Source organism: Peteryoungia rhizophila, from assembly GCF_004912145.1.
GTDB classification, from domain to species: Bacteria; Pseudomonadota; Alphaproteobacteria; order Rhizobiales; family Rhizobiaceae; genus Allorhizobium; species Allorhizobium rhizophilum.
This window is the reverse complement of sequence record NZ_STGT01000002.1, coordinates 887,153-911,031: the sequence shown is the minus strand read 5'-3', so window position 1 is coordinate 911,031 and position 23,879 is coordinate 887,153. Positions and strand designations below refer to the sequence as shown.

Here is a 23,879-nt window from a genome sequence, read left to right as displayed (position 1 = left end):
ATATGCCCCCGCGCCCCTCCCCAACTTTCCTGTCTGAGGCTGCAAATATGGGGTTCCTTCCGATCGAACATTTCCCTATAAGCCGCTTCTAGCCTGAAAAGACCATCTCTCTGCGCCCGGCCGGTGACCTCCCTCACCCAGGCCGGTTTTTCGCGCAGGTCAAAGAACGGATAGAGCCATGCCCAAGCGCCAAGATATCAAGTCCATCCTCATCATTGGCGCAGGCCCGATCGTCATTGGCCAGGCATGCGAATTCGACTATTCCGGCACGCAGGCCGTCAAGGCGCTGAAGGAAGAGGGCTACCGGGTCATTCTGGTCAACTCGAACCCCGCCACCATCATGACCGATCCGGGCCTCGCCGACGCCACTTACATCGAGCCGATCACGCCTGAGGTCGTCGCCAAGATCATCGCCAAGGAGCGCCCGGACGCCCTCCTCCCAACCATGGGCGGCCAGACGGCGCTGAACACCGCGCTCTCCTTGAAGCGCATGGGCGTTCTCGATCGCTACAATGTCGAGATGATCGGCGCCAAGCCCGCCGCCATCGACATGGCCGAAGACCGCGCCCTCTTCCGCGAAGCCATGACCCGAATTGGCCTCGAAACCCCGAAGTCAATGCTCGCCAACGCGACCGAGATCAAGGACGCCGACCGCAAGACGCATGAGGCCGCCCGCAACGAGCTGAAAGCCAAGCTGTCAGGCGCCGAGCTCGACACAGCTCTCGACGAACTCGAAAACCAGTGGAACCTCGGCGAGACCGACCGCAAGCAGCGCTACATGGCCCATGCGATGGCCATTGCCGCCCAGGCCCTCGACGTCGTCGGCCTGCCCGCCATCATCCGCCCGTCCTTCACCATGGGCGGCACCGGCGGCGGTATCGCCTACAACCGCTCGGAATTCTACGAGATCATCAATTCCGGCCTCGACGCCTCCCCGACCACCGAAGTTCTGATCGAAGAATCGGTTCTCGGCTGGAAGGAGTATGAAATGGAGGTCGTCCGCGACAAGGCGGACAACTGCATCATCGTCTGCTCGATCGAGAACATCGATCCGATGGGCGTGCATACCGGCGATAGCATCACCGTCGCGCCGGCACTGACGCTGACGGACAAGGAATACCAGATCATGCGCAACGCCTCGATCGCGGTCCTCCGCGAGATCGGCGTGGAGACCGGCGGCTCGAACGTGCAGTTTGCCGTCAACCCGGCCGACGGCCGACTGGTCGTCATCGAAATGAACCCGCGCGTCTCGCGCTCGTCCGCTCTCGCTTCGAAGGCAACCGGCTTCCCGATCGCCAAGATCGCCGCCAAGCTCGCTATCGGCTACACGCTCGACGAGCTGGAAAACGACATCACCGGCGGCGCGACGCCGGCCTCTTTCGAGCCGTCGATCGACTATGTGGTCACCAAGATCCCCCGCTTCGCCTTTGAAAAATTCCCCGGTGCCGGAACGACACTGACGACCGCCATGAAGTCGGTCGGCGAAGTCATGGCGATCGGCCGCACCTTCGCGGAATCGCTGCAGAAGGCGCTGCGCGGTCTCGAAACCGGCCTCACGGGCCTCGACGAAATCGAAATCCCGGGCCTCGGCTCCAATGGCGATGGTGGCGACGACAGGAACGCCATCCGCGCCGCCATCGGCACGCCGACCCCCGACCGCCTGCGCATGGTTGCCCAGGCACTGCGCCTCGGCATGTCGCCGGAAGAAGTCCATGAAGGCTGCAAGATCGATCCGTGGTTCATCGCCCAGTTCAAGGCGATCACCGACATGGAAGCGCGCGTGCGCGAACACGGTCTGCCGGAAGATGCCGAAAACCTGCGCATGCTGAAGGCCATGGGTTTCTCGGATGCCCGCCTCGCCTCGCTGTCCGGCAAGCGCCCGAAGGAAGTCGCTGAACTCCGCAACGGCCTGAATGTGCGTCCGGTCTTCAAGCGCATCGACACCTGCGCGGCTGAGTTCGCCTCTCCGACGGCCTACATGTATTCGACCTACGAGACACCTTTCGTCGGGCAACTGCGCTCGGAAGCCCAGGTCTCCGACCGCAAGAAGGTCGTCATCCTCGGCGGCGGTCCGAACCGCATCGGCCAAGGCATCGAGTTCGACTATTGCTGCTGCCACGCCGCCTTCGCCCTGAAGGACGCCGGCTTCGAGGCGATCATGATCAACTGCAACCCGGAAACCGTGTCGACCGACTACGACACCTCCGACCGTCTCTATTTCGAGCCGCTGACGGCCGAAGACGTTATCGAGATCCTGCGTGCCGAGCAGGAGAAGGGTGAAGTCGTCGGCGTCATCGTTCAGTTCGGCGGCCAGACCCCGCTGAAGCTCGCCGAAGCGCTAGAAAAGAACGGCATCCCGATCCTCGGCACCGCTCCCGACATGATCGACCTCGCGGAAGACCGCGACCGCTTCCAGAAGCTGCTGATGAAGCTCGATCTGGCGCAACCGAACAACGGCATCGCCTACTCGGTCGAGCAGGCCCGGCTGGTCGCGACCGAAATCGGCTTCCCGCTGGTCGTGCGCCCATCTTACGTGCTCGGCGGCCGCGCCATGCAGATCATCCATTCGGAATCGATGCTGCAGTCCTACCTGCTCGACACGGTTCCGGGTCTGGTCCCTGAGGATATCAAGCAGCGCTACCCGAACGACAAGACCGGCCAGATCAACACCCTGCTCGGCAAGAACCCGCTGCTCTTCGACAGTTACCTGACGAACGCCATCGAAGTCGACGTCGACGCGCTTTGCGATGGCGAGAATGTCTTCGTCTCCGGCATCATGGAGCATATCGAAGAGGCCGGTATCCATTCGGGTGATAGCGCCTGCTCGCTCCCCTCGCGTTCGCTCTCCAAGGCAACGCTCGACGAGCTGGAACGCCAGACGGCCGCCATGGCCAAGGCACTCAATGTCGGCGGCCTGATGAACGTCCAGTACGCCATCAAGGACGACGTGATCTACGTGCTCGAAGTCAACCCGCGCGCTTCGCGCACGGTGCCCTTCGTGGCCAAGACCATCGGCGCCCCGATCGCCAAGATCGCCGCACGCATCATGACGGGCGAAAAGCTTGATGATGCGATTGCCGCCTACGGCGCCAAGCCCGATCCGCGCAACCTCAACCACATCGCCGTCAAGGAAGCCGTCTTCCCGTTTGCCCGCTTCCCCGGCGTCGACACGCTGCTCGGCCCGGAAATGCGCTCGACCGGCGAAGTCATGGGCCTCGACACCGACTTTGCGCTCGCCTTCGCCAAGAGCCAGCTCGGCGCATCCGTCGAACTGCCACGCGACGGCACGGTCTTCGTCTCGGTACGCGACGAGGACAAGGCCCGCGTCCTGCCGGCCATCCTGATCCTGACGCAGATCGGCTTCAAGGTCATGGCAACCGGCGGCACCCAGCGCTTCCTCGCGGAAAACGACATTCCGGCGATCAAGATCAACAAGGTGCTTGAGGGACGTCCGCATATCGAGGACGCGATCCGCAACCGTCAGGTCCAGCTGGTCATCAACACGACCGACGGCAACAAGGCGATCTCGGACTCGAAGTCGCTGCGCCGCGCCGCCCTGATGCAGAAGGTGCCCTACTACACGACCATGGCAGGAGCCCTTGCCGCGGCCGAAGCCATCCGGGCACTGAAGGGCGGCCAGCTCGAGGTGCGCCCGCTTCAGAGCTATTTCTGAGGCTGAGCAATGAAGCCGCTCCATTTCACCCCTCCATGCGGAAACGGTGATTTCGGAGCGGCAACTCGATCGATCATGGATCGAACTTACGGTCAGAGAGCCCGATTGGCACGAGGCGGATCCATCCGGTCCGCCGACCGAAAGGCGTTACCGGCGCATCCCGCAACGCGATGATCGGATCATGCGGGTAATCTGCTTGGAAACGGCGACCGAAATCCGTATCATCACGGCATTCCTCGATCGCAAGGCACGGATGCCCCGATGAAGCCGAAGCTTGAATATGATGCCGCCGCCGACGCTGCCTATGTCCGCTTCTCGACCGAGCCGGTGCTGGAGACCGAGGAAGTGTCTAAAGGCATCATGCTCGACTATGATCGCGACGGCCGGATCGTCGGTCTCGAAGTTCTCAATGCCCGTGCCAATCTGCCAGCAGCAGCACTCGAAGACGCAGCGTAAAATTGCTCTAATGTGATCAAGCCTCCCCGAGCGTTCTGAAGCGACCCGTTGTGGAGTGGAAATCTGTCTCTGACACCTATGTAATGAAGGAGAACATCCTTCTTACCCGGCAAATGAGACAGGCTCCACCGCCATGTTTCTCGATCTCAAGAACTATACGCCGCCGCCCGAGCCGCCCGCCGAACCGGAGCGCCCTACCCTGACCCCGCGTCAGCAAAAGGCACTGGCATGGATCGTCGCGCTGAACATCGTCTTGCTCTTCGTCGCACCGATTGGTGGCGCAACGGTTATCTCGGGGCTGATCGAACTCTTCGGCTGATCGTGCTCGGAAATGCCGACCTTCACACCTGCCGTTTCTGCTTGGCGAGAATGGCAAACGCGATCCCGCCGAGTACGCAGGCACCCGCGACGACGAAATGGAGCGTGAGCCGCTCATCGAGGAAGAGGATCGCACCGAGCGCCGCAATCACCGGCACTGACAACTGGATGAGCGCCGCCTGGAATGTACTCATGCCCCGAAGCGCCTTGTACCAGATCGAGTAGCCGAGACCGGACGCGACGATGCCGGAGGCAAGCGCCAGCGCGATGCCAGTCATCGATGCGGTCTCGTAGATCAGGGCGAAACCGACAAGCGGCAGGCAGAAGGCCGAGGCGCGGACGAAATTGCCCGCCGTCTCGCCGAGCGGATCCCGCGATCCGCGCCCCCTCAGCGTATAGATCGCCCAGGCGACGCCGGAGGCGATCATCAGGACACTGCCGAGCGGATCAGGGCGCCCGACGCCCGGCAGGATGAGATAGACGAAGGCCGCGAAGGCGACGGCAAAGCCGATCAGTTCCCGACCGCTCGGTCGATCTCCTTTTGCCAGCCCCCAGGCCAGCATGCTCGCCTGTACGGAGGAAAACAGGATCAGAGCGCCAGTGGCGGCCCCCAGCGACAGATAGGCCGCCGAAAAGGCGATGGCATAGACGAAGAGCGCTGCGGCGGCCCACCAGTCTCCGGGAAGGACCGGTCGCGCGTCATCCCTGGAGAGGCCCCCACGCCGCAGCAGCGCGTAAAGCACGAGAGCACCCGACATGATCCGGACCGCCGTATAGCCGGCGGCTTCAATCGAGGCAGTCCCCAGCGCCTCGCGCGCCAGCAGGGAATTGGCCGCAAAGGCGAGCATGGCCACCGCGGTCAGAACGAATGTCGATTGCACTGAATTCTCCTCCGCCGCCTGCCCGGCTCCCACCTCTTCCTGCAGGTTGTGCCTCGTGTTAAACGCGACTAGCGGCACCTGACAAGCCGAGACTGCGGAGAAGACCCCATGGAAAAACTTGAGATCGTCAGCGAACGCCACTTCGATGCCTCTGCCGAGGCGCTTTTCGCTGCCTTCGCCGATCCGGAATGCCTGGCGCGGTGGTGGGGCCCGCATGATTTCGCCAATCGCATCACACAGTTCGATTTTGTCCCCGGCGGCGAATGGCTGATTACGATGACCTCCATTGAAGGCACCGACTTTCACAATCGCTGGACCTTCCAGGCGATCGAGGCGCCCAAGCGCATCCTCGCGCTCCACCACGAGCCGATGCATGTCTTCACCCTGGAGATGACGTTCGAACCGGTGGAAACCGGCACGCGTCTCGTCTGGCGCATGCAGTTCGACGACACGCCTGAAAACCGCGAGATCGAGCATTTCATCGCCGCCGCCAATCAGCAGAATTTCGACCGTCTGGAAGCGGAACTCGGCCTCTGAGCCGGCCTGTCGACCGATCAGTTTGCGAGAAGCGTTCCATCAAAATTTGACGTTTGTCGAAAGTCTTCGGCTACGGCAATCTGCAGCGGTTTGAACTGTGAGATATCCTCATGTCCGTCACGATTGACGCTGTCGCAGCAAAGGCGACGCGGCGGGAATGGATCGGTCTTTTGATCCTGTCCATTGCCTGCCTGATCTACTCGATGGACCTCTCGGTCCTGTTCCTCGCCATGCCCGCGATCGTGGCCGACCTCGACCCGTCGGCCACCCAGCTTCTGTGGATCAACGACATCTACGGCTTCATGGTGGCCGGCTTCCTCGTCACCATGGGCACGCTTGGCGACCGCATCGGCCGGCGCAAGGTGCTCCTGATCGGCGCCTTCTTCTTTGGCGCAGCCTCGGTCTTTGCAGCCTTCGCCAACACTGCCTCGATGCTGATCGTCGCACGCGCCCTTCTCGGCATCGCCGGCGCCACCATTGCCCCCTCCACCCTATCGCTCGTCGTCAACCTCTTCCGCGACGAGCACGAACGCAACCGGGCAATCAGCATCTGGGGAACGGCGTTCGCGCTCGGTGGCCTGATCGGCCCGCTGATCGGTGGGGTGCTTCTGCAATATTTCCATTGGGGATCGGTCTTCCTGATCAACGTCCCGATCATGGCAGCGCTTCTGGCAAGTGCGCCTTTCCTGCTGCCGGAATACAAGGATGAGAATGCCGGCCGCCTTGATCTGCTTAGCGTCGCACTATCCCTTCTGACCGTCCTGCCGGTTGTCTACGGCTTCAAGAAGATGGCGGCCGAGGGCTTCGAACTGGTCCAGCTCCTGCCGATCCTGTTCGGCCTTGCCGTCGGCGTTGTCTTCGTCAAGCGCCAGAAGGTACTGGAACACCCGATGATCGATCTCGCACTCTTCAGGATCCCCGCCTTCAGCGCCTCGCTGGTGGTCAATCTCGCCGGCGTCTTCTTCATCTTCGGCATCTTCCTGTTCCAGAACCTTTATCTGCAGCTTGTGATCGGGCTCACACCGCTCAAGGCCGCTCTCTGGTCCATCCCCTCTTCTCTGGTCTTCACCGTCATGTCTTTCCAGGCCTGGCGCGTGACGAACAAGCTGGGACCGGTCAAGACCGTCTTGCTGGGACTTGTGGTCAACGCCCTCGGTACCGGCCTGATGGCGGTCGCCGCCTGGCATTCGAGCCTGGTCGGTGTGCTCGGCGCCAGCATGATCATGGGCCTCGGCTTCGTTCCCGTCATCCTGACGACGACAGGCCTCATCGTTGGCACCGCGCCTCCGGAGCGCGCCGGCTCGGCGTCCGCGATATCGGAAACCAGCGCGGAATTCGGCGGTGCGCTGGGTGTGGCGGTCCTCGGCAGCCTGGGCACGCTCTTCTACCGTTTCGGCATGGAAAATGCAGACCTGAGCGGCCTTTCCGCGGTAGACAGGGACTCCGTCATCTCGGCCCTCGGCACGGCACTCGAAATCGCCCGTAACACCGGTAACGAAGCCGCCCCCTGGATCGGACTGGCGCGCGACAGCTTTGCCGGAGGATTCGCCCTCTGCTGCGCGCTGGCGACCGTAACCTTGCTCCTGCTCGCCGCTGTCGCTGCCCGCGTCTACGCGCGGACGGAGCTCGACGAAAGCCGTATCGGCGGCCACTGAAACCGTCATGAAGGGGCTGGCAGCGTGTCGAAAAGCCGCCGCACGCCTTGAAGATCTGACCGAAAAGCCTCGAGGCTGCGTGCCTTGAGGTCCTCGGCGGGCATTCTCAAAATCGCGGCGGGATGGGTGGTGACGAGCAACATGCGGTCCTCCTGCATCGGAATCGGCATGCCGCGCACCTCAGCGATCGGCCGGCTTTCGCCCGTCAGCGAGAGATAGGCGGTGGCGCCCAGCGCCACGACGATGCGTGGCCGGATGATCTCGATCTCCTTCGCCACCCACCAGCGACAATGTGCGACCTCACCCGCATCGGGCCGCATATGGATGCGCCGCTTGCCGCGCCGCTCATATTTGAAGTGCTTGACCGCATTGGTGACGTAGACCTGGGTCCGATCAATCCCGGCCGCCTCCACTGCCTCATCGAAGACCCGGCCGGCGGGACCGATAAAGGGCCGTCCGGCCAGATCCTCGGTATCGCCCGGTTGTTCGCCGACGAACAGGATCTCGGCATCGGCAGGTCCCTCGCCAAACACCGTCTGCGTGGCTTGGCAGTGCAGTGGACAGCGCGTGCACTGCGCAGCCTCCTCCCGCAAACGTTCCAGTGGAGAAAGATCAGGAGCTTCCTCTTCGTCCCGTCCACGCCAATGCGCCTGCAACCGCTCGTGAAAGGCCGGCGGCTGGCTCGCCTGCCGCGCCGCCATTTCGGCGACACGACGCTCCGCTCCCGCGATCAAATCCGGGATCAGCGAGGCCTCCGGCATGTTCTTCCAATATTTCTTCGGCATTTCCGACTGCATCGCCCGGATCTTGACCCGTGCCGGATTGAAGATATTGGCGAAATAGGTGCGCCACAGCTCGTCCGTTTCGTCCTCGCCCTCCGGCCGACCGGCAGGCTCGCGCGACGTCTTCAACATCTCCCCGTTCCAGGCCGCCGAACCCTTCGGCGTGGCAATCAGCCAGTCCATGTCGGTAAAGCGCCGCTGGAAGAATCCGGCTGTGCGCGAGACGATGAAATGCTCCGGCTCGAACCAGGCGACGAAGCGCCGCCGCCCGGCCTGCACCGCCTCCACTTCGCGAAACCGCACGAAAGCCTTCATCTTGTGGCTGTCACGCCTCACGTTCTTGATCAGTCGCACGAGCTGCGAGACGTCGGCGTCGGACGTCACGTGCAGCAAGTTTCGCTCACCTTGCAACCGCCAAAGGATGCGGTAGAGAAGGGAAAACCGATCCGGATCCGAATGGCAGATCGCCGTTTCTGCGGCCTCGATGAAACCTTTGGGCACAACCATTTCGGACGGTGCAGTTTGCCCAGGCTCCGCCTCTCCAACGACCCCGAACAGATCTCCGCCCTGCCCCGACAACTGCCAGCCCACCTCCTCCGGCGTGATCGCATCGACCAGCAACCGTCGGGCAGCGTCCCGCCACTCACCGAAATCACCGCGCCCATCGAGCGTCACCGTCCGCATCAGAACAGCGACAATTGTTCGGCTGGCGGCGCGAAGACAGCGCGAAGATCCGATCGATCGAGGCTGTGATTGGGCGACCAGCCCTCCGCGACGATGAAGGACCGGACCTTCTTCAGCGACACGCCGAGCCGCGCCAGATCTTCCAGCCGCACCCGCCGATGACGGCGGGCTGAGAGAAGCCCTTTGACGGTCTTTGTGCCGAAACCCGGCACACGCAGCAACGTCTCGCGATCGGCCTTGTTGACGTCGACGGGAAAGCGATCGCGGTTGGCGAGTGCCCAGGCAAGCTTTGGATCCAGTTCCAGGTCGAGCATGCCACCCTGCCCGATCGACGAGATCTCCTCGACCGAGAAACCGTAGAAACGATAAAGCCAGTCGGCCTGATAGAGGCGATGCTCCCGCATCAAGGGTGGCTTGATCAGCGGCAGGTTTTTCGAGCTGTCCGGTATCGGGCTGAAAGCGGAATAATAGACGCGCTTCAATCCATAGGAGCTGTAAAGCCGCGCACTCGAACCGAGGATCGTGGCGTCATCGGCGCCATCGGCCCCCACAATCATCTGCGTGCTCTGCCCGCCCGGCACGAACTTCTTGCGCCGACCGGTATGCGTAGGCTCTCGTGCCTCGTCGATCTTGAGCCGCAGATCCGCCATCGAGCGTCGGATGTTCACGGGCCGCTTTTCCGGCGCGTAGCGCTCCAGGCCGTGATCGGTCGGCAATTCGATGTTGATCGACAGGCGGTCGGCATAAAGCCCCGCCTCCTCCACCAGATGCGCGGAAGCCTCCGGGATCGTCTTCAGATGGATATAGCCACGGAAGTCATGCTTGGTTCTGAGATCGCTCGCGACCTTGACCATCTCCGCCATCGTGTCGTCCGACGAGCGGATGATTCCCGACGACAGGAACAGGCCCTCGATATAGTTGCGCCGATAGAATTCGATCGTCAGCCACACCACCTCGTCCGGCGTGAAGCGCGCCCGTTCGACATTGCTCGAAGAACGATTGATGCAATAGGCGCAGTCATAGATGCAGAAATTCGTCAGCAGGATCTTCAACAGCGAGATGCAACGTCCGTCAGGCGCATAGGCGTGGCATATGCCGGATCCCTCCGTCGAACCGAGGCCGCCAGAGGCCGAAGAGTCGCGCTTCGTGGTCCCGCTCGAAGCGCAGGAGGCATCGTATTTCGCAGCATCGGAGAGAATGGCGAGACGTTCTTTGAGCGACTTCTTCATATCTATGTTCACTAAATGTTCTGTTGGCGTTCGTCAAGGAACCAGCCTGCGACATTCCGTCCATCGCCTCACCAAGAGACTGATACAATTACTTTTTCTTGAATTCCCAATACCACCGGGGATCGAATGTCGAAAACTCTGGAAATTCCGCTGACCATTCTGCTATAGTTGTCACCAACCTGATTTGTGACTGGTTCCGCAGCTTCGCTTCGGAACCTGTTTTCTTTTGTGCCCGCTTTGCGGCCATGAAGACGAAGGAAGAGGAAATGGTAGACAAGGTACCGATGACGCAGAACGGCTTCGTCAGGCTCAACGAAGAGTTGCGCTGGCGCCAGCAGGAGGAGCGTCCGCGCATCATCGAGGCGATTGCAGAGGCGCGCGCCCATGGCGACCTTTCAGAAAATGCGGAATATCACGCAGCCAAGGAAGCGCAGAGCCACAACGAAGGTCGCGTCGGCGAACTGGAAGACCTGGTCGCCCGCGCAGAGGTCATCGATCTCTCAAAGATGTCCGGCTCCAAGATCAAGTTCGGCGCCACCGTCAAGCTGATGGACGAAGACACCGACGAAGAGAAGACCTACCAGATCGTCGGCGACCAGGAAGCCGACGTGAAGGCTGGCCGCATCTCGATCTCCTCCCCGATTGCGCGCGCGCTGATCGGCAAGGAAGCCGGCGACAGCATCGAAGTCGTCGCCCCTGGTGGCTCCAAGGCCTACGAGATCCTCGCGGTCAAGTGGGGCTGATCTAGGCCGGAAGGGCTCCTCTGTGGCGCAATCCCTCGACGAGATCACGGTAATCGCGCCGCATTTCAAGCGGCGCCTTTCCGGGGTGACCTCGACCGTGATTCAGCTCATTCCGGAGCAGCGCCGCCAGGGCCTCGGCATTCTGACGCTAGGTCCTGGGCTGCCGGCGCATTTGCCGAAAATGCGCTGGGCACAGCTGCCCGGCCTCTGGAAGAGTCCGAGTGCCGCCACCGCGCGCGTTTGGCATGCCCGCCGCAACAACGAAATGCTGGTCGGCCTGATATTGCGCGACGTCTTTCGCATGCCGCTCAAGCTGCTCTTCACGTCTGCAGCTCAGCGGCATCACAGCCGCTACACCCGCTGGCTGATCTCGAAAATGGACGCCGTCGTTGCGACCAATGCAAAGTCTGGTTCGTTCCTCAAAGTACCTCACACCGTCATTCGTCATGGTGTGGACCTTGAGCTTTTCCACCCGTCCGAAAAGACCGACACGACCAATCCCGAGGATCTGAGGGGCCGGCTTCTCATCGGTTGCTTCGGCCGCGTCCGCCACCAGAAGGGCACAGACCTCTTCGTTCGAGCTATGATCGAACTCTTGCCGCAACATCCGGAATGGACGGCAGTCATCTCAGGGCGGATCAGCACCGAGCATTCGGGCTTCGCCGATCAGCTCAAGGCAGTCATCGCGTCTGCCGGACTGACCGACCGCATCCGTTTCCTCGGCGAAGTCGACGACATCAAGCCCTGGTACCAGCGGTTGACACTTTACGTCGCTCCGTCACGCAATGAGGGTTTCGGCCTGACGCCACTCGAGGCCATGGCCTCGGGGACCGCCGTGGTCGCAAGCGATGCCGGCGCCTATGCGGAGATGATCATCGAAGGGGAAACCGGAGCGGTTGTCCCGGCCGGGGACTATGAAAAACTGCGAGACGCAATTGCGGCCTTCCTGCAGCCGCAGAAAGCCAAAGAAGCCGGCCGTAAGGGTCGCGACTATGTCGTGGCTAATTTCGGGCTTGAGCGCGAAGCGCGAGCGCTGTGTGATGTTTATGACAGCCTCATCCAGCAGCTAATGGTAGCGACGCATGAGTGACGTTGAATTCATCTGCCATACGAAACAGTTGGGTACATTGAGCCGCCATTCAGCAGGGCGGATCTTGCCGATACCGACGAGGCTCACATACATCTGCAGCAGCTTGATGAAAAGACGCGGCATGAAGGGATTTCTGTCGGCGCTGATCGGAACGAACGCTGTCCCTGATCCGGGTTACCTCGTCGACAGGAACCTGATGCGCAGACAGATCCGCCTGCCACAGCTGTTTTCGATCACACCTGTCCGGAACACCTACCGCTTTTTCCTGTTGTCGCGGGCCCGTTTGCAGGCGGCTTTGGTCGCCGCCTACTTCGAGGATCATCCGCAAGCAAAGGCGCTGGTCTTCAACGGCTACCTGATGCCTGACTCGATCGCCAAGGCAGTGAGCGAAACCCTTCGACGTGAGACGCTCGTGCTAGAGAATGGCTTCTTTCCCGGAACCAGCCAGGCAGACACCGCCGGCATCAACTTCGACAGTACGCTCCCCCGCGACCACGCATTCTACGAGTGGGTGGCCGACAAGATTTCGGATGAGCGCCCGCAAGAACTCGTGAAACGTCCGTCCAAGCAGAAAGCTACCAACCAGGTCGAGACACCGCCCCGCTACATGTTCGTGCCGATGCAGGTGCCAAGCGACATGCAGATCCTCAAGCACTCGCCATGGATCTCCGACATGAGGCACTTGTATCAAGTAATCTACGAGCAGGCGGAGCGCTTTCCGGAACGCCATTTTGTAGTGAAGGAGCATCCTAGCTTCCCGCTGTCGATCCAGCAGCAGATTAGCCGTCACCCCCGCATCCTGTTCGCAAACCACAATGAAACAAGACTGCTGATCGAAGGTGCCGAGGCGGTGCTGACGGTGAATTCGACGGTAGGTCTTGAGAGTCTCCTACTCGGCAAGAAGGTGATTACGTTGGGCAACGCGCCCTACAATGTCGAGGGGATGGTGCTGCAGTGTCGAAACGAGCAAGAGCTCCACGCCGCGCTGGTTGCGATCGAAAGCTGGACGCCGAACACCACGGTGATCAACGCCTTCATTCGATACGTGCACAACGTCTTTCTCTTGCGTGGGGATGTCCGCAAGGGTGATGCTGATATATTGAATGCACTCAGCTCCCGAGCTAATGGGATCGATGAACATTCGCGTCTGACCGCGGCCTACAAGACGTGGATCTTGCAGCGGTGACAGGGGCTTAAGGCGAAAAGACTGCAGGGGTGCGGTCCAAGGGGGAAATGATGGGGATCGTTAAATCGGTTAGGAAGCTTCTGGGGCTCTACAAAAGACCCAGCACCGAACAGGTGATGCAAGCAGAATACTATCAAAAGCTGCACGAGGAAAACCGAGCGTATCAAGAAAACAATTGGCTAGTACCGGAGATGGCTAGACTTCTGACATGCTCGCCCAAGAGCGTGGTCGAGATTGGATGCGGGAACGCCAGATTTCTCAAAGCCGTCGCCCAGCACGTGGAGACGGCGACCGGACTGGACTGGGCAGTCTCCCCAATGATCGGAGCCCTGCCGGACAATGCAAAGGTTCAACGAGCGGACGTCACCAAAGACGAGATACCGTCGGCGGACCTGATATGTTCAGGCGATGTCCTTGAGCATTTCGAGCCTTCCGTCGTGGAAAGCGTAGTGGCAAAGCTACATTCTCGTGCGCGGCACAATTTCCACGTCATCGCGTGCTATGATGACGGCCACAGTCACCTCACCGTAATGGAGCCGGCGCAATGGCTCTCACTGTTTCAGAAGATCGACCCCGCGTATAAACTGGAAAGGGCATGGGTCCGGCGAAAGCAAAAACCCAACGATCAGGTATGCATTATCTGCAATTTCTAAGGTCCAGAACCCCTCAGATCTCTACCAGGCCGACCTTCTTCACCTGCCGGATCGTCAACATGGTCCGGACAGTGTCGACATGCTCATTCGCCGTCAGCACTTCGATGACGAAGTCCTGAAAGCGCGTCAGGTTCTCCGCCACGCAATGCAGCAGGAAGTCGCTGTCGCCGTTGACCATCCACGCCTGTCGCACGATCGGCCAGCTGTCGGTGGCCGCGGCAAAGGCCTTGAGGTTGGCCTCGGACTGGTGCTTCAGCCCCACCATGCAGAAGGCGACGAGGTCATAGCCCAGCCGACTGGCATTCAAGTCTGCGTGATAGCTTTCGATCACGCCCGCCTCTTCGAGCTTGCGGACCCGCCTCAGGCAGGGCGGCGCCGAGATCCCGACGCGCTCAGAGAGTTCCACATTGGTCATCCGTCCATCCCGCTGCAGTTCCTTGAGGATCCTGAGGTCGATGGCGTCGAGTTCTACCTTGAGCACGGCCGCTCCTTTTGACGATATGTCCGTTATCTACTCCAACCGGCGCAATTGGCAATAATCAGCCGCACTCACGCACAATTATTGCGCGGCAGGGCAATGCCCTGTTGCTAATGCGCCCCCATGCCTTGAATTGCGCTTCGCTTCGATCCTAAATGGGCGCCAGTTGCGCGAGGACCGGACGAGACCCATATCGAGGCCCCGGTCGATAGAGGACTGCGCGTTGAAAGGAAGCGACATGACTGCCCGCCACACGAAGGTGCTGATCATCGGCTCCGGCCCTGCCGGCTACACCGCCGCCATCTATGCTGCCCGTGCCATGCTGAAGCCGGTTCTGGTCGCTGGCATGGAACAGGGTGGCCAGTTGATGATCACGACGGATGTCGAGAATTATCCGGGTTTTGCCGATCCGATCCAGGGCCCCTGGCTGATGGAGCAGATGCTCAACCAGGCGATCCATGTCGGCACCGAGATCGTCAGCGATCTGGTCACGGAAGTCGACACCAGCCGCCGTCCCTTCACGGTCTCAACCGACAGCGGTCAGGTCTGGACCGCCGACACACTCATCATCTGCACCGGCGCCAAGGCCAAATGGCTCGGCATCGAAAGCGAACAGCATTTCCAGGGTTTTGGCGTCTCCGCCTGCGCCACCTGCGACGGCTTCTTCTATCGCAACAAGGATGTCATCGTGGTCGGCGGCGGCAATTCGGCCGTCGAGGAAGCGCTCTACCTGTCGCATATCTGCAAGTCGGTCACGGTCGTCCATCGCCGCGACAGCTTCCGCTCGGAAAAGATCCTGCAGGAGCGCTTGTTTGCGAAGGACAACATCCGTGTTCTCTGGAACACCACGGTCGATGAGATCACAGGCGCGCCCGCCAAACCGCCCATGCCGCCATCGGTTTCCGGCGTGAAGCTGAAGGACGAGTTGACGGGTGCCGTCACCGACATGCCGATCGACGGCGTCTTCGTCGCCATCGGCCATGCCCCGGCCGTCGAACTGTTCAAGGACAAGCTGAAGATCAAGTCCAACGGCTATCTCTGGACAGCTCCGGATTCGACCGCGACAGACGTGCCCGGTATCTTCGCCGCCGGTGACGTGACCGATGATGTCTACCGTCAGGCGATTACCGCCGCCGGCATGGGATGCATGGCGGCTCTGGAGGCCGAACGCTTCCTGTCGGCAATCCCGGTGGAAACGCAGCAAGCCGCGGAGTAAAGCGACATGAGGGGGGCTGGCATGCCGTTGGACTGGGACAAACTGCGCATTTTCCACGCGGCCGCCGAAGCCGGGTCCTTCACCCATGCCGCCGACAAGCTGCACCTTTCGCAGTCGGCGATCAGTCGCCAGGTCTCGTCTCTGGAACAGGACATCGGGGTGAAGCTCTTTCACCGCCATGCCCGCGGCTTGATCCTCACCGAACAGGGCGAGTTGCTCTACCGGACGGCGCATGACGTTCTGATGAAGCTGCAGACCGTGAAGATGCAGCTGACGGAAACGACCGAAAAGCCGAGCGGCAAGCTGCGCGTCACGACCACGGTCGGCCTCGGCCAGGGCTGGCTCACCGACAAGGTGCAGGAATTCCTGCAGCTCTATCCGGAAATGTCGATCCAGCTGCTCCTCGACAACGAGGAACTGGACGTCAACATGCGCCATGCCGACTGCGCCATTCGTCTCCGTCAGCCACAGCAGTCGGACCTGATCCAGCGCAAGCTCTTCACCGTGCACATGCATGTCTATGCGGCACCATCCTACATCAATCGCTACGGCGAACCGCAGTCGATCGAGGACCTGGACAACCACAAGATCATTTCCTTCGGCGAACCCGCGCCGAACTACCTGCTCGACGTCAACTGGCTGGAAACGGCAGGTCGCTCTTCCGACAATGCCCGGATGCCGCATCTGCAGATCAACAGCCAGACCTCGATCAAGCGCGCCTGCCTGCTCGGCATCGGCATAGCCATGTTGCCCGACTACATCGTCGGGCGCGATCCGGGTCTCGTGCAACTTGCAATCCCGGCCGACATCCCCTCATTCGACACGTATTTCTGCTATCCCGACGAGATCAAGAACGCAGCGAAGCTCAAGGCTTTCAGGGACTTCATCGTCGCCAAAGCACGTAACTGGAACTTCTGAAGCAACCCTCGGGCTGCCTTGTTTGTGGGCTCAGCACACAGAGTTGCAACTCACGCATGCCTGACATGCATAAAAAAGCATTGTACACTGCACAAAAAACCACCATATCGCACACAGCTGATGCACATGGTGGCTTTTTCCTCCCAGTTCCACCGCAGCAGCTGTTCCCCTCTGGAGGTTTTTGACCTTCACAATTCAAAGGGCCCTGGTTTTCCGGTGGCCCTCTTTTTTTGTTTTCTCGATGGAACGATAAGTTCGATTCCACGTTTATGCGTCAGGCGGAACTGACGCCGTCCACGGTAACGCGGACGCCCAGTGTTCGGACCGCCACAGATTTGATTTGGCTGCTCGCATTGGAGGGGACATGTTCCTGGAGGACGTGATGAAGGCGCTGGCACATCCAGCACGCATGGAAATGTTGATCTGGCTGAAGGACCCGAAAGAGTTTTTCGGCGTGCCCAAGGAAGATGCCGCCGAGGGCATCAGCGCCGGGCAGTTCGAACGGTCGGGCCTGTCCCAGTCCGCCGTATCCGCCCATCTCGCAACCCTGCAGCGTGCAGGCCTGATCAGCTCGAAACGCGTCGGCCAGCGGGTTCTCTACCGCCGCAACGAAGATGCCATCGCCGAGTTCGTAAAGACCTTGAACGGAACACTCTGAAGCCCCACATCGGGTTTCCCAATGAACCTTCCCATCATTGGAAACCCCCGAGAGGTTTCATGTCCAGACTTTTTGAACCGACATCCGTCGGCAGCATCGCCCTTTCCAACCGCATTGCCATGGCGCCGCTGACGCGCAATCGTTCGCCGGGCGCCGTTCCGAACGATCTCAACGTCGAATATTATCGCCAGCGCGCGACGGCCGGCCTGATCATCAGCGAAGGCACGGCGATCACCCATCAGGCGCAAGGCTATGCCGATGTGCCGGGTCTCTACAAATCCGAAGCCATTGATGGCTGGAAGACGGTGACGGACGCCGTCCACCAGGCGGGCGGCAAGATTGTCACTCAGATCTGGCATGTCGGCCGCATCTCCCACACCAGCCTGCAGCCGAATGACGGCAAGCCGGTCGCCCCTTCCTCCATTGCGGCCAAGTCCAAGACCTATGTCCTGAACGCGGACGGCTCCGGCGCCTTCGTCGAAACCTCCGAACCTCGCGCCCTTGAGACCGCCGAACTTGCCGGCATCATCGAAGACTATCGCAAGGCCGCCCGCGCGGCCGTGGTGGCCGGTTTCGACGGCGTCGAGATCCACGCTGCCAATGGCTATCTGCTCGAGCAGTTCATGCGTTCGAACAGCAACCAGCGCACGGATCAATATGGTGGCTCGATCGAGAACCGCATCCGCCTGACGCTGGAAGTCGTCGAAGCCGTGACCAAGGAAATCGGCGCCGACAAGACCGGCATCCGCATTTCACCGACGACACCGGCCAATGACGTCTCCGATCCGGATCCGAAGGCCGTCTACACCGCACTCGTCGAAGCGCTGGCGAAATACGATCTGGCCTTCGTGCATGTCATCGAAGGTGCGACCGGTGGCGCGCGTGACGTCCTGCCCTTCGACTGGAAGGCGCTGAAAGCCGCCTATCGTGACGCCGGCGGCAAGGGCGCCTGGATCGTCAACAACGGCTATGACCGCGCCTCGGCAATCGAGGCGGTCGACAGCGGTTACGCCGATCTCGTGGCTTTCGGCCGCCCCTTCATTGCCAACCCGGACCTCGTCCGTCGCCTGAAGGAAGACACCGCGCTCAATCCACTGGACCAGGCGACGCTCTATGGCGGCGGCGCCGAGGGCTACATCACCTATCCGGCTCTCGCCTGATATGCAGAGGGCTCCCGCGAAACCGGGAGCCCTTTTCTTGTTGACGTGTCGCAACCTCAACGGCGAAACCCCAGCCGAAAGTTGAGACGCGCCGCGAGCAAGCCCATAAGCAACCCGTTGACAGGATGCAGCGCCCCGATCAGCGGCTGGCCCTGACCGACCGCCGCGAGCGTGACCTGAAGCAGATAGAGGGTAAACAGGACACTCGCCATCCGGCGATGCTCGCGCAGACCGGCAAGGAATGACATCAGGAAAAGCCCGAGGATCGGCAGACCCACGGCCCCACCGGTTGCAGCATGTGCCTCCCATCCGGTCCCGGCCCCGAATACCGTCATCCCGGCAAGGAAGAACTGGGCGGCGATCCCGACGAGGGTGAGCACCGCAAGAGCGCGGAAGCCAGGTCGAGGCATCGAGGAAACGGACGCTGCGCTGCTCATCGTCCGCCCTCAGCCATCAGCCGTGCGCCCTCTGAAGCAGTCATGGTTCCGGGATTGGGAAGGCAACCCAGGCTCTCCAGCGTGACCATTACGGCGTGGTCGATCGGCGTATGCGGCTCCTCGCCGAGAAACCCGCGAAGCGCGCCATTGTCGAGCCGGATCGTCTCCCGCCAAAGATACCGCATTTCATGCAGTTCCTTGATCAGCGGCACGAAGGCACGGGCGAGACCGGCCAGCCGCCAGGGAAAGCCGAACGAGAGGATATAGGGACGACCAACGGCCCTGCCGATCGCTCGAACCATCTGCATCCCGTCATGATCATAGTGGCCGTCCATGTGAAAACGGGCAAAGCGCGGCAGCTCGTCTGCCCGATCGAGAAGCCGAATGAAGGTTTCCGCCACATCCGGCAGATAGGCCCAGGCATGTCCGACACCCTTGCGGCCGGGATTGAGGGCGAAACGCACCGGTTTGCCCGGCTGGACCAAGCTCTGTGCGAACCAGTTATTACCGGCATCTGGCCCGAAGAAGTCGCCGGCCCGGACGATGATCACAGGCACACCCTCGCCTGCCGCCTGCTCGAGACGCTGCTCGAGCTCGACGCGGATCTTGCCCTTCACGGTCTGCGGCGCCTGCCGGCTGTCCTCCTTCAGAAGCGGAAAGGTGTCGGCGCCGAAATTGTAGATCGTGCCCGGCATCAGGATACGCGCACCCACCGCATGGGCGGCGGCGATCGTGTTGTCGATCATCGGAAGAACCAGTTCACCCCAGTTCTGGTAGCCTGGCGGATTGACGCCGTGAACGATGACACTGGCGCCTTCAGCGGCCCGCAGCACATCACCTGAGATCATGGCATCCCCTGACACCCATTCGTAACGTGGGCGCATCAGGCGCTGCTTGTCCGGCGCCCTGTGCATGGCACGAACGCGGTAGCCGCGCTGCAGCAGTGCTTCGGCAAGTGCACCGCCGAGGCCGCCTGTGGCGCCGAGCACTAGTGCGAGAGGAGCCTGCAGCGAGGTCGTGGGAAGGTCTGTCATCGTCATCTCCTGTGGTTTGAACTGGAGTGACTTTGCCATTCCCGCTTGATATTCAAAATTGCAAAAGAACGTTCATTTGATATACAATAATGTATGGCACTCGATCAAATCAGCTGGGATTATTTCCGCACCTTTCTCGCCGTCCTCGAAACGGGGTCGCTGTCCGCTGCCGCACGGTCCCTCGGCCTGACCCAACCGACGGCCGGTCGCCACATAGAGGCGCTGGAACGCGCCTTTGGAGCACCGCTATTTCTGAGAACCCAGCAGGGACTGTTGCCGACCGAGAAGGCGCTCGCCATGCAGGGCCATGCAAAGACGATGGCCGCCATGTCCTCGGCCCTCGCGCGCATCGCCTCCGGCGACATGGAGGAAGTGCGCGGCACGGTTCGCATCAGCGCGAGCGAAGTCATCGCGGCCGAAACACTGCCGCCCATCCTCGCCCGACTTCAGGAGGCCCACCCGGACCTGGAGATCGAACTCTCCGCCTCTGATTTGATCGAGGACCTGCTGCAGCAGGAAGCGGATATTGCCATCCGCATGGTGCGGCCGACCCAGTCTGCCCTGGTCAGTCGCCGGATCGGTTTCATATCGCTCGGCTTTCACGCCCATCGCAGCTATCTCGACCGCCACGGCATGCCCCAATCGTTGGAAGAATTGACGAAGCATCGCCTGATCGGCTTCGATCGACAGCTCGCCTATATCAGGGACCTGCTGAAAACCCGCCCGCATCTCGCAGACGTGACATTCGACTTTCGCGCCGACAGCAATCTCGTCCAGCTGGCAGCGATCCGCGCAGGTCTCGGGATAGGCATGTGCCAGAATGCGATCGGCGCCCGCGAACCCGACCTCGTGGAGATCCTGCCAGGCACGCTAGAACTCGCGCTCGAGACCTTTGTTGTGATGCATGAAAACTTGAGGACGGTGCCACGGTTTCGCACCACGTTCGATGCGCTCGTCGCGGGGCTCGGCGACTGGATAAGGACCGGCGGCAGCAAGGGTTCGAACAACCTGCCGCGCTGAATCAACACTCCAGCGCAATCGACCAAGCCTTTGATTCGATTCGCCCCGACAGGTCAGGGAGATGGCGGCGCTTCGCCCTCGAAACTGTCGACCACTTCCACTTCGGGGCGGTCTCCCCCATCGCTGTATTCCTCGTGCCAGCGACCGCTTTCGTCCTGATAGCTGATCGTCACGCTCTCGTCGCCGACCTGCTGCTCGGCCATGACGATCCTGACCGCCTCCAGGGCCTGGTCATGCGTCGCGAAGGCTTCCGAATAGACGCCTCCCAGGCGATAGGCCCAGCCTCCATCATGTTGGACGATCTCATAGATGATCTTCACCATGGCCACTTTCCTCCTCTGATGCGATTATTCCATCAAATCCGGCGGACCGCAAATCGAAGCCGGACATCGTCGGAACAGCGGCCAGAGTTACCCGTTTCCAGCGCACGCCATCACAAGGAACGAGCCGTGTCCCTCATCAGGCAGGAAAGACTTCTCCTCATCCCGATCGCCGTCGCCATCATTGCCTGGTTCTCTGAACATGCGGTGCTGGAAATGGGACAGGCGGCCTCGCTGATCGGTGCTGCCATCCTGATCGCGGCCATCGTCGTCGGCTCGATGCGCGTCGCCCATCACGCCGAGATCCTCGCCCACAAGGTCGGCGATCCCTATGGCACGATGATTCTGACATTGTCCGCCGTCGCAGTGGAGGTGCTCATCCTCGCCATCATGATGAACAACGGATCCTCACCCACCCTGGTGCGCGACACGATCTATTCCGCGGTGATGCTGGATATCAACGGCATCCTCGGCCTTGCCGCTCTGCTCGGAGGCTTGAAGCACGGCGAGCAATCCTACAATGACGACAGTGGCAAGACCTACGGCGTGATGATCCTGACGGCCATGGGCATCTCGATGATCGTGCCGGAATTCGTGCCCCGCGACCGCTGGCAATACTATTCCGTCTTCACCATCGGTGCGATGATCGCCCTCTACGCGCTCTTCCTGCGCATGCAGGTGGGTACGCACAGCTACTTCTTTTCCTACAGCTATCCCGGCCGCCAATCCGCTCGCCCCTGGGACCAGCCGTCGGCATTACTCCAGGCCGAAGAGGCTCCCGTCGCTGAGGAAGCGCAGGAGGGGTCGACGATTTGGTCTATCGCCGTGATCCTCTTCGGCGTCGTCCTGATCGGCGTGCTGGCCGAGATCATGTCAGTCATGATGGATGCCGGCCTCGAAGGCACCGGCGCGCCGATCGCGCTGACTGCGATCCTCGTTGCCGGGATCTCGGCCGCGCCCGAAATCCTCACCGCCCTGCGCGCAGCCTTGCGAAACCGCATGCAGGCCGTGGTCAACATCGCCATGGGTGCCTCACTCTCGACCGTTATCCTGACCGTGCCGGTCATGGAAGCGATCGCGCTCTACACCGGCCAGCCTTTCGTCATGGCCATGACCCCGGTGCAGACGACGATGGTGGCCATTACCCTCGTTGCGGCCGCCATCAATCTCAACGACGGCGAGACGAATGCGATTGAAGGAATGACCCATTTCGTCCTTTTCGCCACCTTCATCATGCTCGCATTCCTGGGCCTCTGATTCGCGCCACTTGTCTCCCCGCTCAACTTCAGGGCACGGATCCGTGAGCAATTTATCGGGGAACTTTTATGGAAAAGTTCCGTTCCTCCCGCGAGAACCGGCCCCGACTGGGCCTGACGCCGCATTCTCAACACGATGCGGATGAAGATCGCCGCCGCGGGTGACCGGGGGGCCAACTCGGGAGTCGAACGTGAAAAGATTGGATGTGATCGACGGCATGCGGGGTTACTTCCTCGTCTTCATGCTGATCAACCACCTGGTGTTCACGGGGGGCCTTTGGCTCGTTGAAATCAACCATCGCAACCTCGCCTTCGTCGAGGATGCGCAAGGCTTCGTCTTCCTTTCTGGTCTGCTGACCGGCATGGTCTACAGCCGTAAGATGATGAAGGATGGCTATGCTGTCGGCCGTGACAAGATCTGGTCGCGGGCGCTTGAGCTCTATCGCTACGCCATGGCGATCATCCTCATCGTTCTCGCCCTGCAACTGGTCCTGCCTGGCGCCGCCTCTGCCTGGAACAACTGGCTGGGTGATGCGAGCCTGCTCGAACCGAGTTCCCTGGCGCCCATTGCCACCTTCCTGGTGCAGCCCACCTTCATGGACATCCTGCCCCAGTACATCGCCTACATGGTGTTTGCGCCCGTGGTCATCTGGCTCTGCCTGCGCGGTCACTGGCTGGGCGTCGCCATCGGCTCCCTGCTCGTCTGGCTCGCGGCGCAGCTCGGCCTGCATCGAATCGTCACCTATCCGCTCGATGCCTGGCTCGCCGGCGCTCCGGATGAGGAGGGCCTGCGCGTCTCCTTCAACCTCCTCGGCTGGCAGATCGTCTTCTTCGCCGGCATCATCGCGGGCACGCTGACCTCGATGAAAAAGATCGAGTGGCAGAAGGTCTTCGACCCCAACCGCACCACGCTGGTGTGGACGGCGCTCGCCGTCACGCTCTTCTTCCTGCCGCTCCGTATCGCGACCGCCCACGGCTTCATGCCCGGCTTCGTACTGGAGAAATTCGGCCTGATGGAAGTCCGCGCCGACTTCGGTCCGGTGTATCTGCTCAATTTCGCAGCGGTCGCCTATGGCATCGCCTGGATCCTGATCGCCGGCCCGCGTCACGAAAACGCGCTGATCCGTAAGATCGCCTCCACGATCACCAGTGTTTTCACATTGAATTTCCTGCAGCTGCTCGGCCGGCATTCGCTGCAGATCTATGTCTGGCACGTGCTGATCGTCTATGCGGTCTACTATATCGACGCCCGCACGCCGGAACTGTCGCAGTTGACCAAGACCTTCATCACTGTTGCTGCCCTCGGCATCCTCGCCCTGCCCGCCATCTGGCGAGACCGGGAGAAGATCTTCGCCAACGCGCCGTATCTAGGCAGTTGGGTCAAGACGCCGGCATGATATCGGACATTCGCGAGCGGGCCTCAGGGTCCGCTCCTTCGTTTCCGGCCTGCCCTCCTCACCGATGGATAAAGCAAGCGTGATCCACTGTGCCCTGC

Annotated in this window: 24 protein-coding genes; 17 read left to right on the top strand and 7 right to left on the bottom strand. The window is 61.2% G+C overall.

Annotated features, from left to right (window positions below; all coding sequences use genetic code 11):
* Positions 1-178 precede the first annotated feature (178 nt).
* From carB to E9677_RS10265, 4 genes are all read left to right on the top strand, one after another.
* Entirely contained in the window at positions 179-3,673 is a 3,495-nt protein-coding gene (gene carB / locus E9677_RS10280; protein WP_136557987.1) for a carbamoyl-phosphate synthase large subunit, read from the top strand.
* A 46-nt stretch (positions 3,674-3,719) separates the two neighbouring features.
* Complete coding sequence (locus tag E9677_RS25860) at positions 3,720-3,938, top strand: DUF4258 domain-containing protein (protein ID WP_168801164.1); 219 nt, start codon at positions 3,720-3,722, stop codon at positions 3,936-3,938.
* On the top strand, positions 3,935-4,129 hold the full coding sequence (locus E9677_RS10270) for a DUF2283 domain-containing protein (RefSeq protein ID WP_136557986.1): 195 nt from the start codon (positions 3,935-3,937) through the stop codon (positions 4,127-4,129). The genes E9677_RS25860 and E9677_RS10270 overlap by 4 nt, the downstream gene beginning before the upstream one ends.
* A 133-nt stretch (positions 4,130-4,262) precedes the next feature.
* Positions 4,263-4,448 (top strand): hypothetical protein, encoded by a 186-nt coding sequence (locus tag E9677_RS10265; RefSeq protein ID WP_136557985.1) that lies wholly within the window; start codon positions 4,263-4,265, stop codon positions 4,446-4,448.
* A gap of 22 nt (positions 4,449-4,470) precedes the next feature.
* Here the strand turns inward: E9677_RS10265 and E9677_RS10260 are convergent, their stop codons facing one another.
* Positions 4,471-5,328 (bottom strand): DMT family transporter, encoded by an 858-nt coding sequence (locus E9677_RS10260; protein ID WP_136557984.1) that lies wholly within the window; start codon positions 5,326-5,328, stop codon positions 4,471-4,473.
* Positions 5,329-5,436: 108 nt separating this feature from the next.
* Here E9677_RS10260 and E9677_RS10255 point away from each other — a divergent pair, with 108 nt between their 5' ends.
* Both E9677_RS10255 and E9677_RS10250 read left to right on the top strand, forming a co-directional pair.
* On the top strand, positions 5,437-5,865 hold the full coding sequence (locus E9677_RS10255; RefSeq protein ID WP_136557983.1) for an SRPBCC domain-containing protein: 429 nt from the start codon (positions 5,437-5,439) through the stop codon (positions 5,863-5,865).
* A 110-nt stretch (positions 5,866-5,975) separates the two neighbouring features.
* The gene (locus E9677_RS10250) at positions 5,976-7,520 is read left to right on the top strand and encodes an MFS transporter (protein ID WP_136557982.1); all 1,545 of its coding nucleotides are present in this window, start codon (positions 5,976-5,978) and stop codon (positions 7,518-7,520) included.
* A 5-nt stretch (positions 7,521-7,525) separates the two neighbouring features.
* On the opposite strand, the gene E9677_RS10245 is transcribed toward E9677_RS10250, so the two are convergent.
* A complete protein-coding gene (locus E9677_RS10245; RefSeq protein WP_136557981.1) occupies positions 7,526-8,986 on the bottom strand; it encodes a UdgX family uracil-DNA binding protein in 1,461 nt (486 codons plus the stop codon).
* The gene (locus E9677_RS10240; protein WP_136557980.1) at positions 8,986-10,215 is read right to left on the bottom strand and encodes a putative DNA modification/repair radical SAM protein; all 1,230 of its coding nucleotides are present in this window, start codon (positions 10,213-10,215) and stop codon (positions 8,986-8,988) included. The genes E9677_RS10245 and E9677_RS10240 overlap by 1 nt, the downstream gene beginning before the upstream one ends.
* A 266-nt stretch (positions 10,216-10,481) precedes the next feature.
* Here E9677_RS10240 and greA point away from each other — a divergent pair, with 266 nt between their 5' ends.
* Genes greA through E9677_RS10220 form a run of 4 tightly spaced genes read left to right on the top strand, consistent with a single transcriptional unit; the run spans position 10,482 to position 13,887 of the window.
* Positions 10,482-10,958 carry a transcription elongation factor GreA gene (gene greA / locus E9677_RS10235; RefSeq protein ID WP_136557979.1) on the top strand — a complete coding sequence of 159 codons (477 nt, stop codon included), beginning with the start codon at positions 10,482-10,484 and terminating at the stop codon, positions 10,956-10,958.
* Between the two features lie 22 nt (positions 10,959-10,980).
* Entirely contained in the window at positions 10,981-12,048 is a 1,068-nt protein-coding gene (locus E9677_RS10230; RefSeq protein WP_136557978.1) for a glycosyltransferase family 4 protein, read from the top strand.
* Positions 12,041-13,234, top strand: a complete 1,194-nt coding sequence (locus E9677_RS10225; protein WP_136557977.1) for a capsular polysaccharide export protein, LipB/KpsS family — start codon at positions 12,041-12,043, stop codon at positions 13,232-13,234. The genes E9677_RS10230 and E9677_RS10225 overlap by 8 nt, the downstream gene beginning before the upstream one ends.
* 50 nt (positions 13,235-13,284) lie before the next feature.
* The gene (locus E9677_RS10220; RefSeq protein WP_168801163.1) at positions 13,285-13,887 is read left to right on the top strand and encodes a class I SAM-dependent methyltransferase; all 603 of its coding nucleotides are present in this window, start codon (positions 13,285-13,287) and stop codon (positions 13,885-13,887) included.
* 13 nt (positions 13,888-13,900) lie between these two features.
* Here E9677_RS10220 and E9677_RS10215 read toward each other — a convergent pair whose 3' ends face one another.
* Positions 13,901-14,368 carry an Lrp/AsnC family transcriptional regulator gene (locus tag E9677_RS10215; RefSeq protein WP_112246473.1) on the bottom strand — a complete coding sequence of 156 codons (468 nt, stop codon included), beginning with the start codon at positions 14,366-14,368 and terminating at the stop codon, positions 13,901-13,903.
* A 235-nt stretch (positions 14,369-14,603) separates the two neighbouring features.
* Between E9677_RS10215 and trxB the strand changes: the two genes are divergently transcribed.
* From trxB to E9677_RS10195, 4 genes are all read left to right on the top strand, one after another.
* Positions 14,604-15,581: a thioredoxin-disulfide reductase gene (gene trxB, locus E9677_RS10210; protein WP_136557975.1), complete on the top strand. Its 978-nt coding sequence runs from the start codon at positions 14,604-14,606 to the stop codon at positions 15,579-15,581.
* A 21-nt stretch (positions 15,582-15,602) separates the two neighbouring features.
* Complete coding sequence (locus E9677_RS10205) at positions 15,603-16,499, top strand: LysR family transcriptional regulator VtlR (protein WP_136557974.1); 897 nt, start codon at positions 15,603-15,605, stop codon at positions 16,497-16,499.
* A 364-nt stretch (positions 16,500-16,863) separates the two neighbouring features.
* Complete coding sequence (locus E9677_RS10200; RefSeq protein ID WP_136557973.1) at positions 16,864-17,157, top strand: ArsR/SmtB family transcription factor; 294 nt, start codon at positions 16,864-16,866, stop codon at positions 17,155-17,157.
* Positions 17,158-17,216: 59 nt separating this feature from the next.
* Positions 17,217-18,317: an alkene reductase gene (locus tag E9677_RS10195; protein WP_136557972.1), complete on the top strand. Its 1,101-nt coding sequence runs from the start codon at positions 17,217-17,219 to the stop codon at positions 18,315-18,317.
* A gap of 56 nt (positions 18,318-18,373) precedes the next feature.
* Here E9677_RS10195 and E9677_RS10190 read toward each other — a convergent pair whose 3' ends face one another.
* Both E9677_RS10190 and E9677_RS10185 read right to left on the bottom strand, forming a co-directional pair.
* Positions 18,374-18,754, bottom strand: a complete 381-nt coding sequence (locus E9677_RS10190; RefSeq protein ID WP_136557971.1) for a DUF6220 domain-containing protein — start codon at positions 18,752-18,754, stop codon at positions 18,374-18,376.
* Positions 18,751-19,788: an NAD(P)H-binding protein gene (locus E9677_RS10185; RefSeq protein ID WP_136557970.1), complete on the bottom strand. Its 1,038-nt coding sequence runs from the start codon at positions 19,786-19,788 to the stop codon at positions 18,751-18,753. Before E9677_RS10185 ends, E9677_RS10190 begins: the two co-directional genes overlap by 4 nt.
* 93 nt (positions 19,789-19,881) lie before the next feature.
* Between E9677_RS10185 and E9677_RS10180 the strand changes: the two genes are divergently transcribed.
* Positions 19,882-20,808 (top strand): LysR family transcriptional regulator, encoded by a 927-nt coding sequence (locus tag E9677_RS10180; protein ID WP_136557969.1) that lies wholly within the window; start codon positions 19,882-19,884, stop codon positions 20,806-20,808.
* A gap of 53 nt (positions 20,809-20,861) precedes the next feature.
* Here E9677_RS10180 and E9677_RS10175 read toward each other — a convergent pair whose 3' ends face one another.
* Positions 20,862-21,131, bottom strand: a complete 270-nt coding sequence (locus tag E9677_RS10175) for a DUF2188 domain-containing protein (RefSeq protein ID WP_112246489.1) — start codon at positions 21,129-21,131, stop codon at positions 20,862-20,864.
* A 126-nt stretch (positions 21,132-21,257) separates the two neighbouring features.
* Here E9677_RS10175 and E9677_RS10170 point away from each other — a divergent pair, with 126 nt between their 5' ends.
* Together E9677_RS10170 and E9677_RS10165 are read left to right on the top strand one after the other, a co-directional pair.
* Positions 21,258-22,385, top strand: coding sequence for a calcium:proton antiporter (locus tag E9677_RS10170; RefSeq protein WP_235882901.1), 1,128 nt, complete (start codon positions 21,258-21,260; stop codon positions 22,383-22,385).
* A gap of 190 nt (positions 22,386-22,575) precedes the next feature.
* A complete protein-coding gene (locus tag E9677_RS10165) occupies positions 22,576-23,781 on the top strand; it encodes an OpgC family protein (RefSeq protein WP_136557967.1) in 1,206 nt (401 codons plus the stop codon).
* Positions 23,782-23,879: the final 98 nt, after the last annotated feature.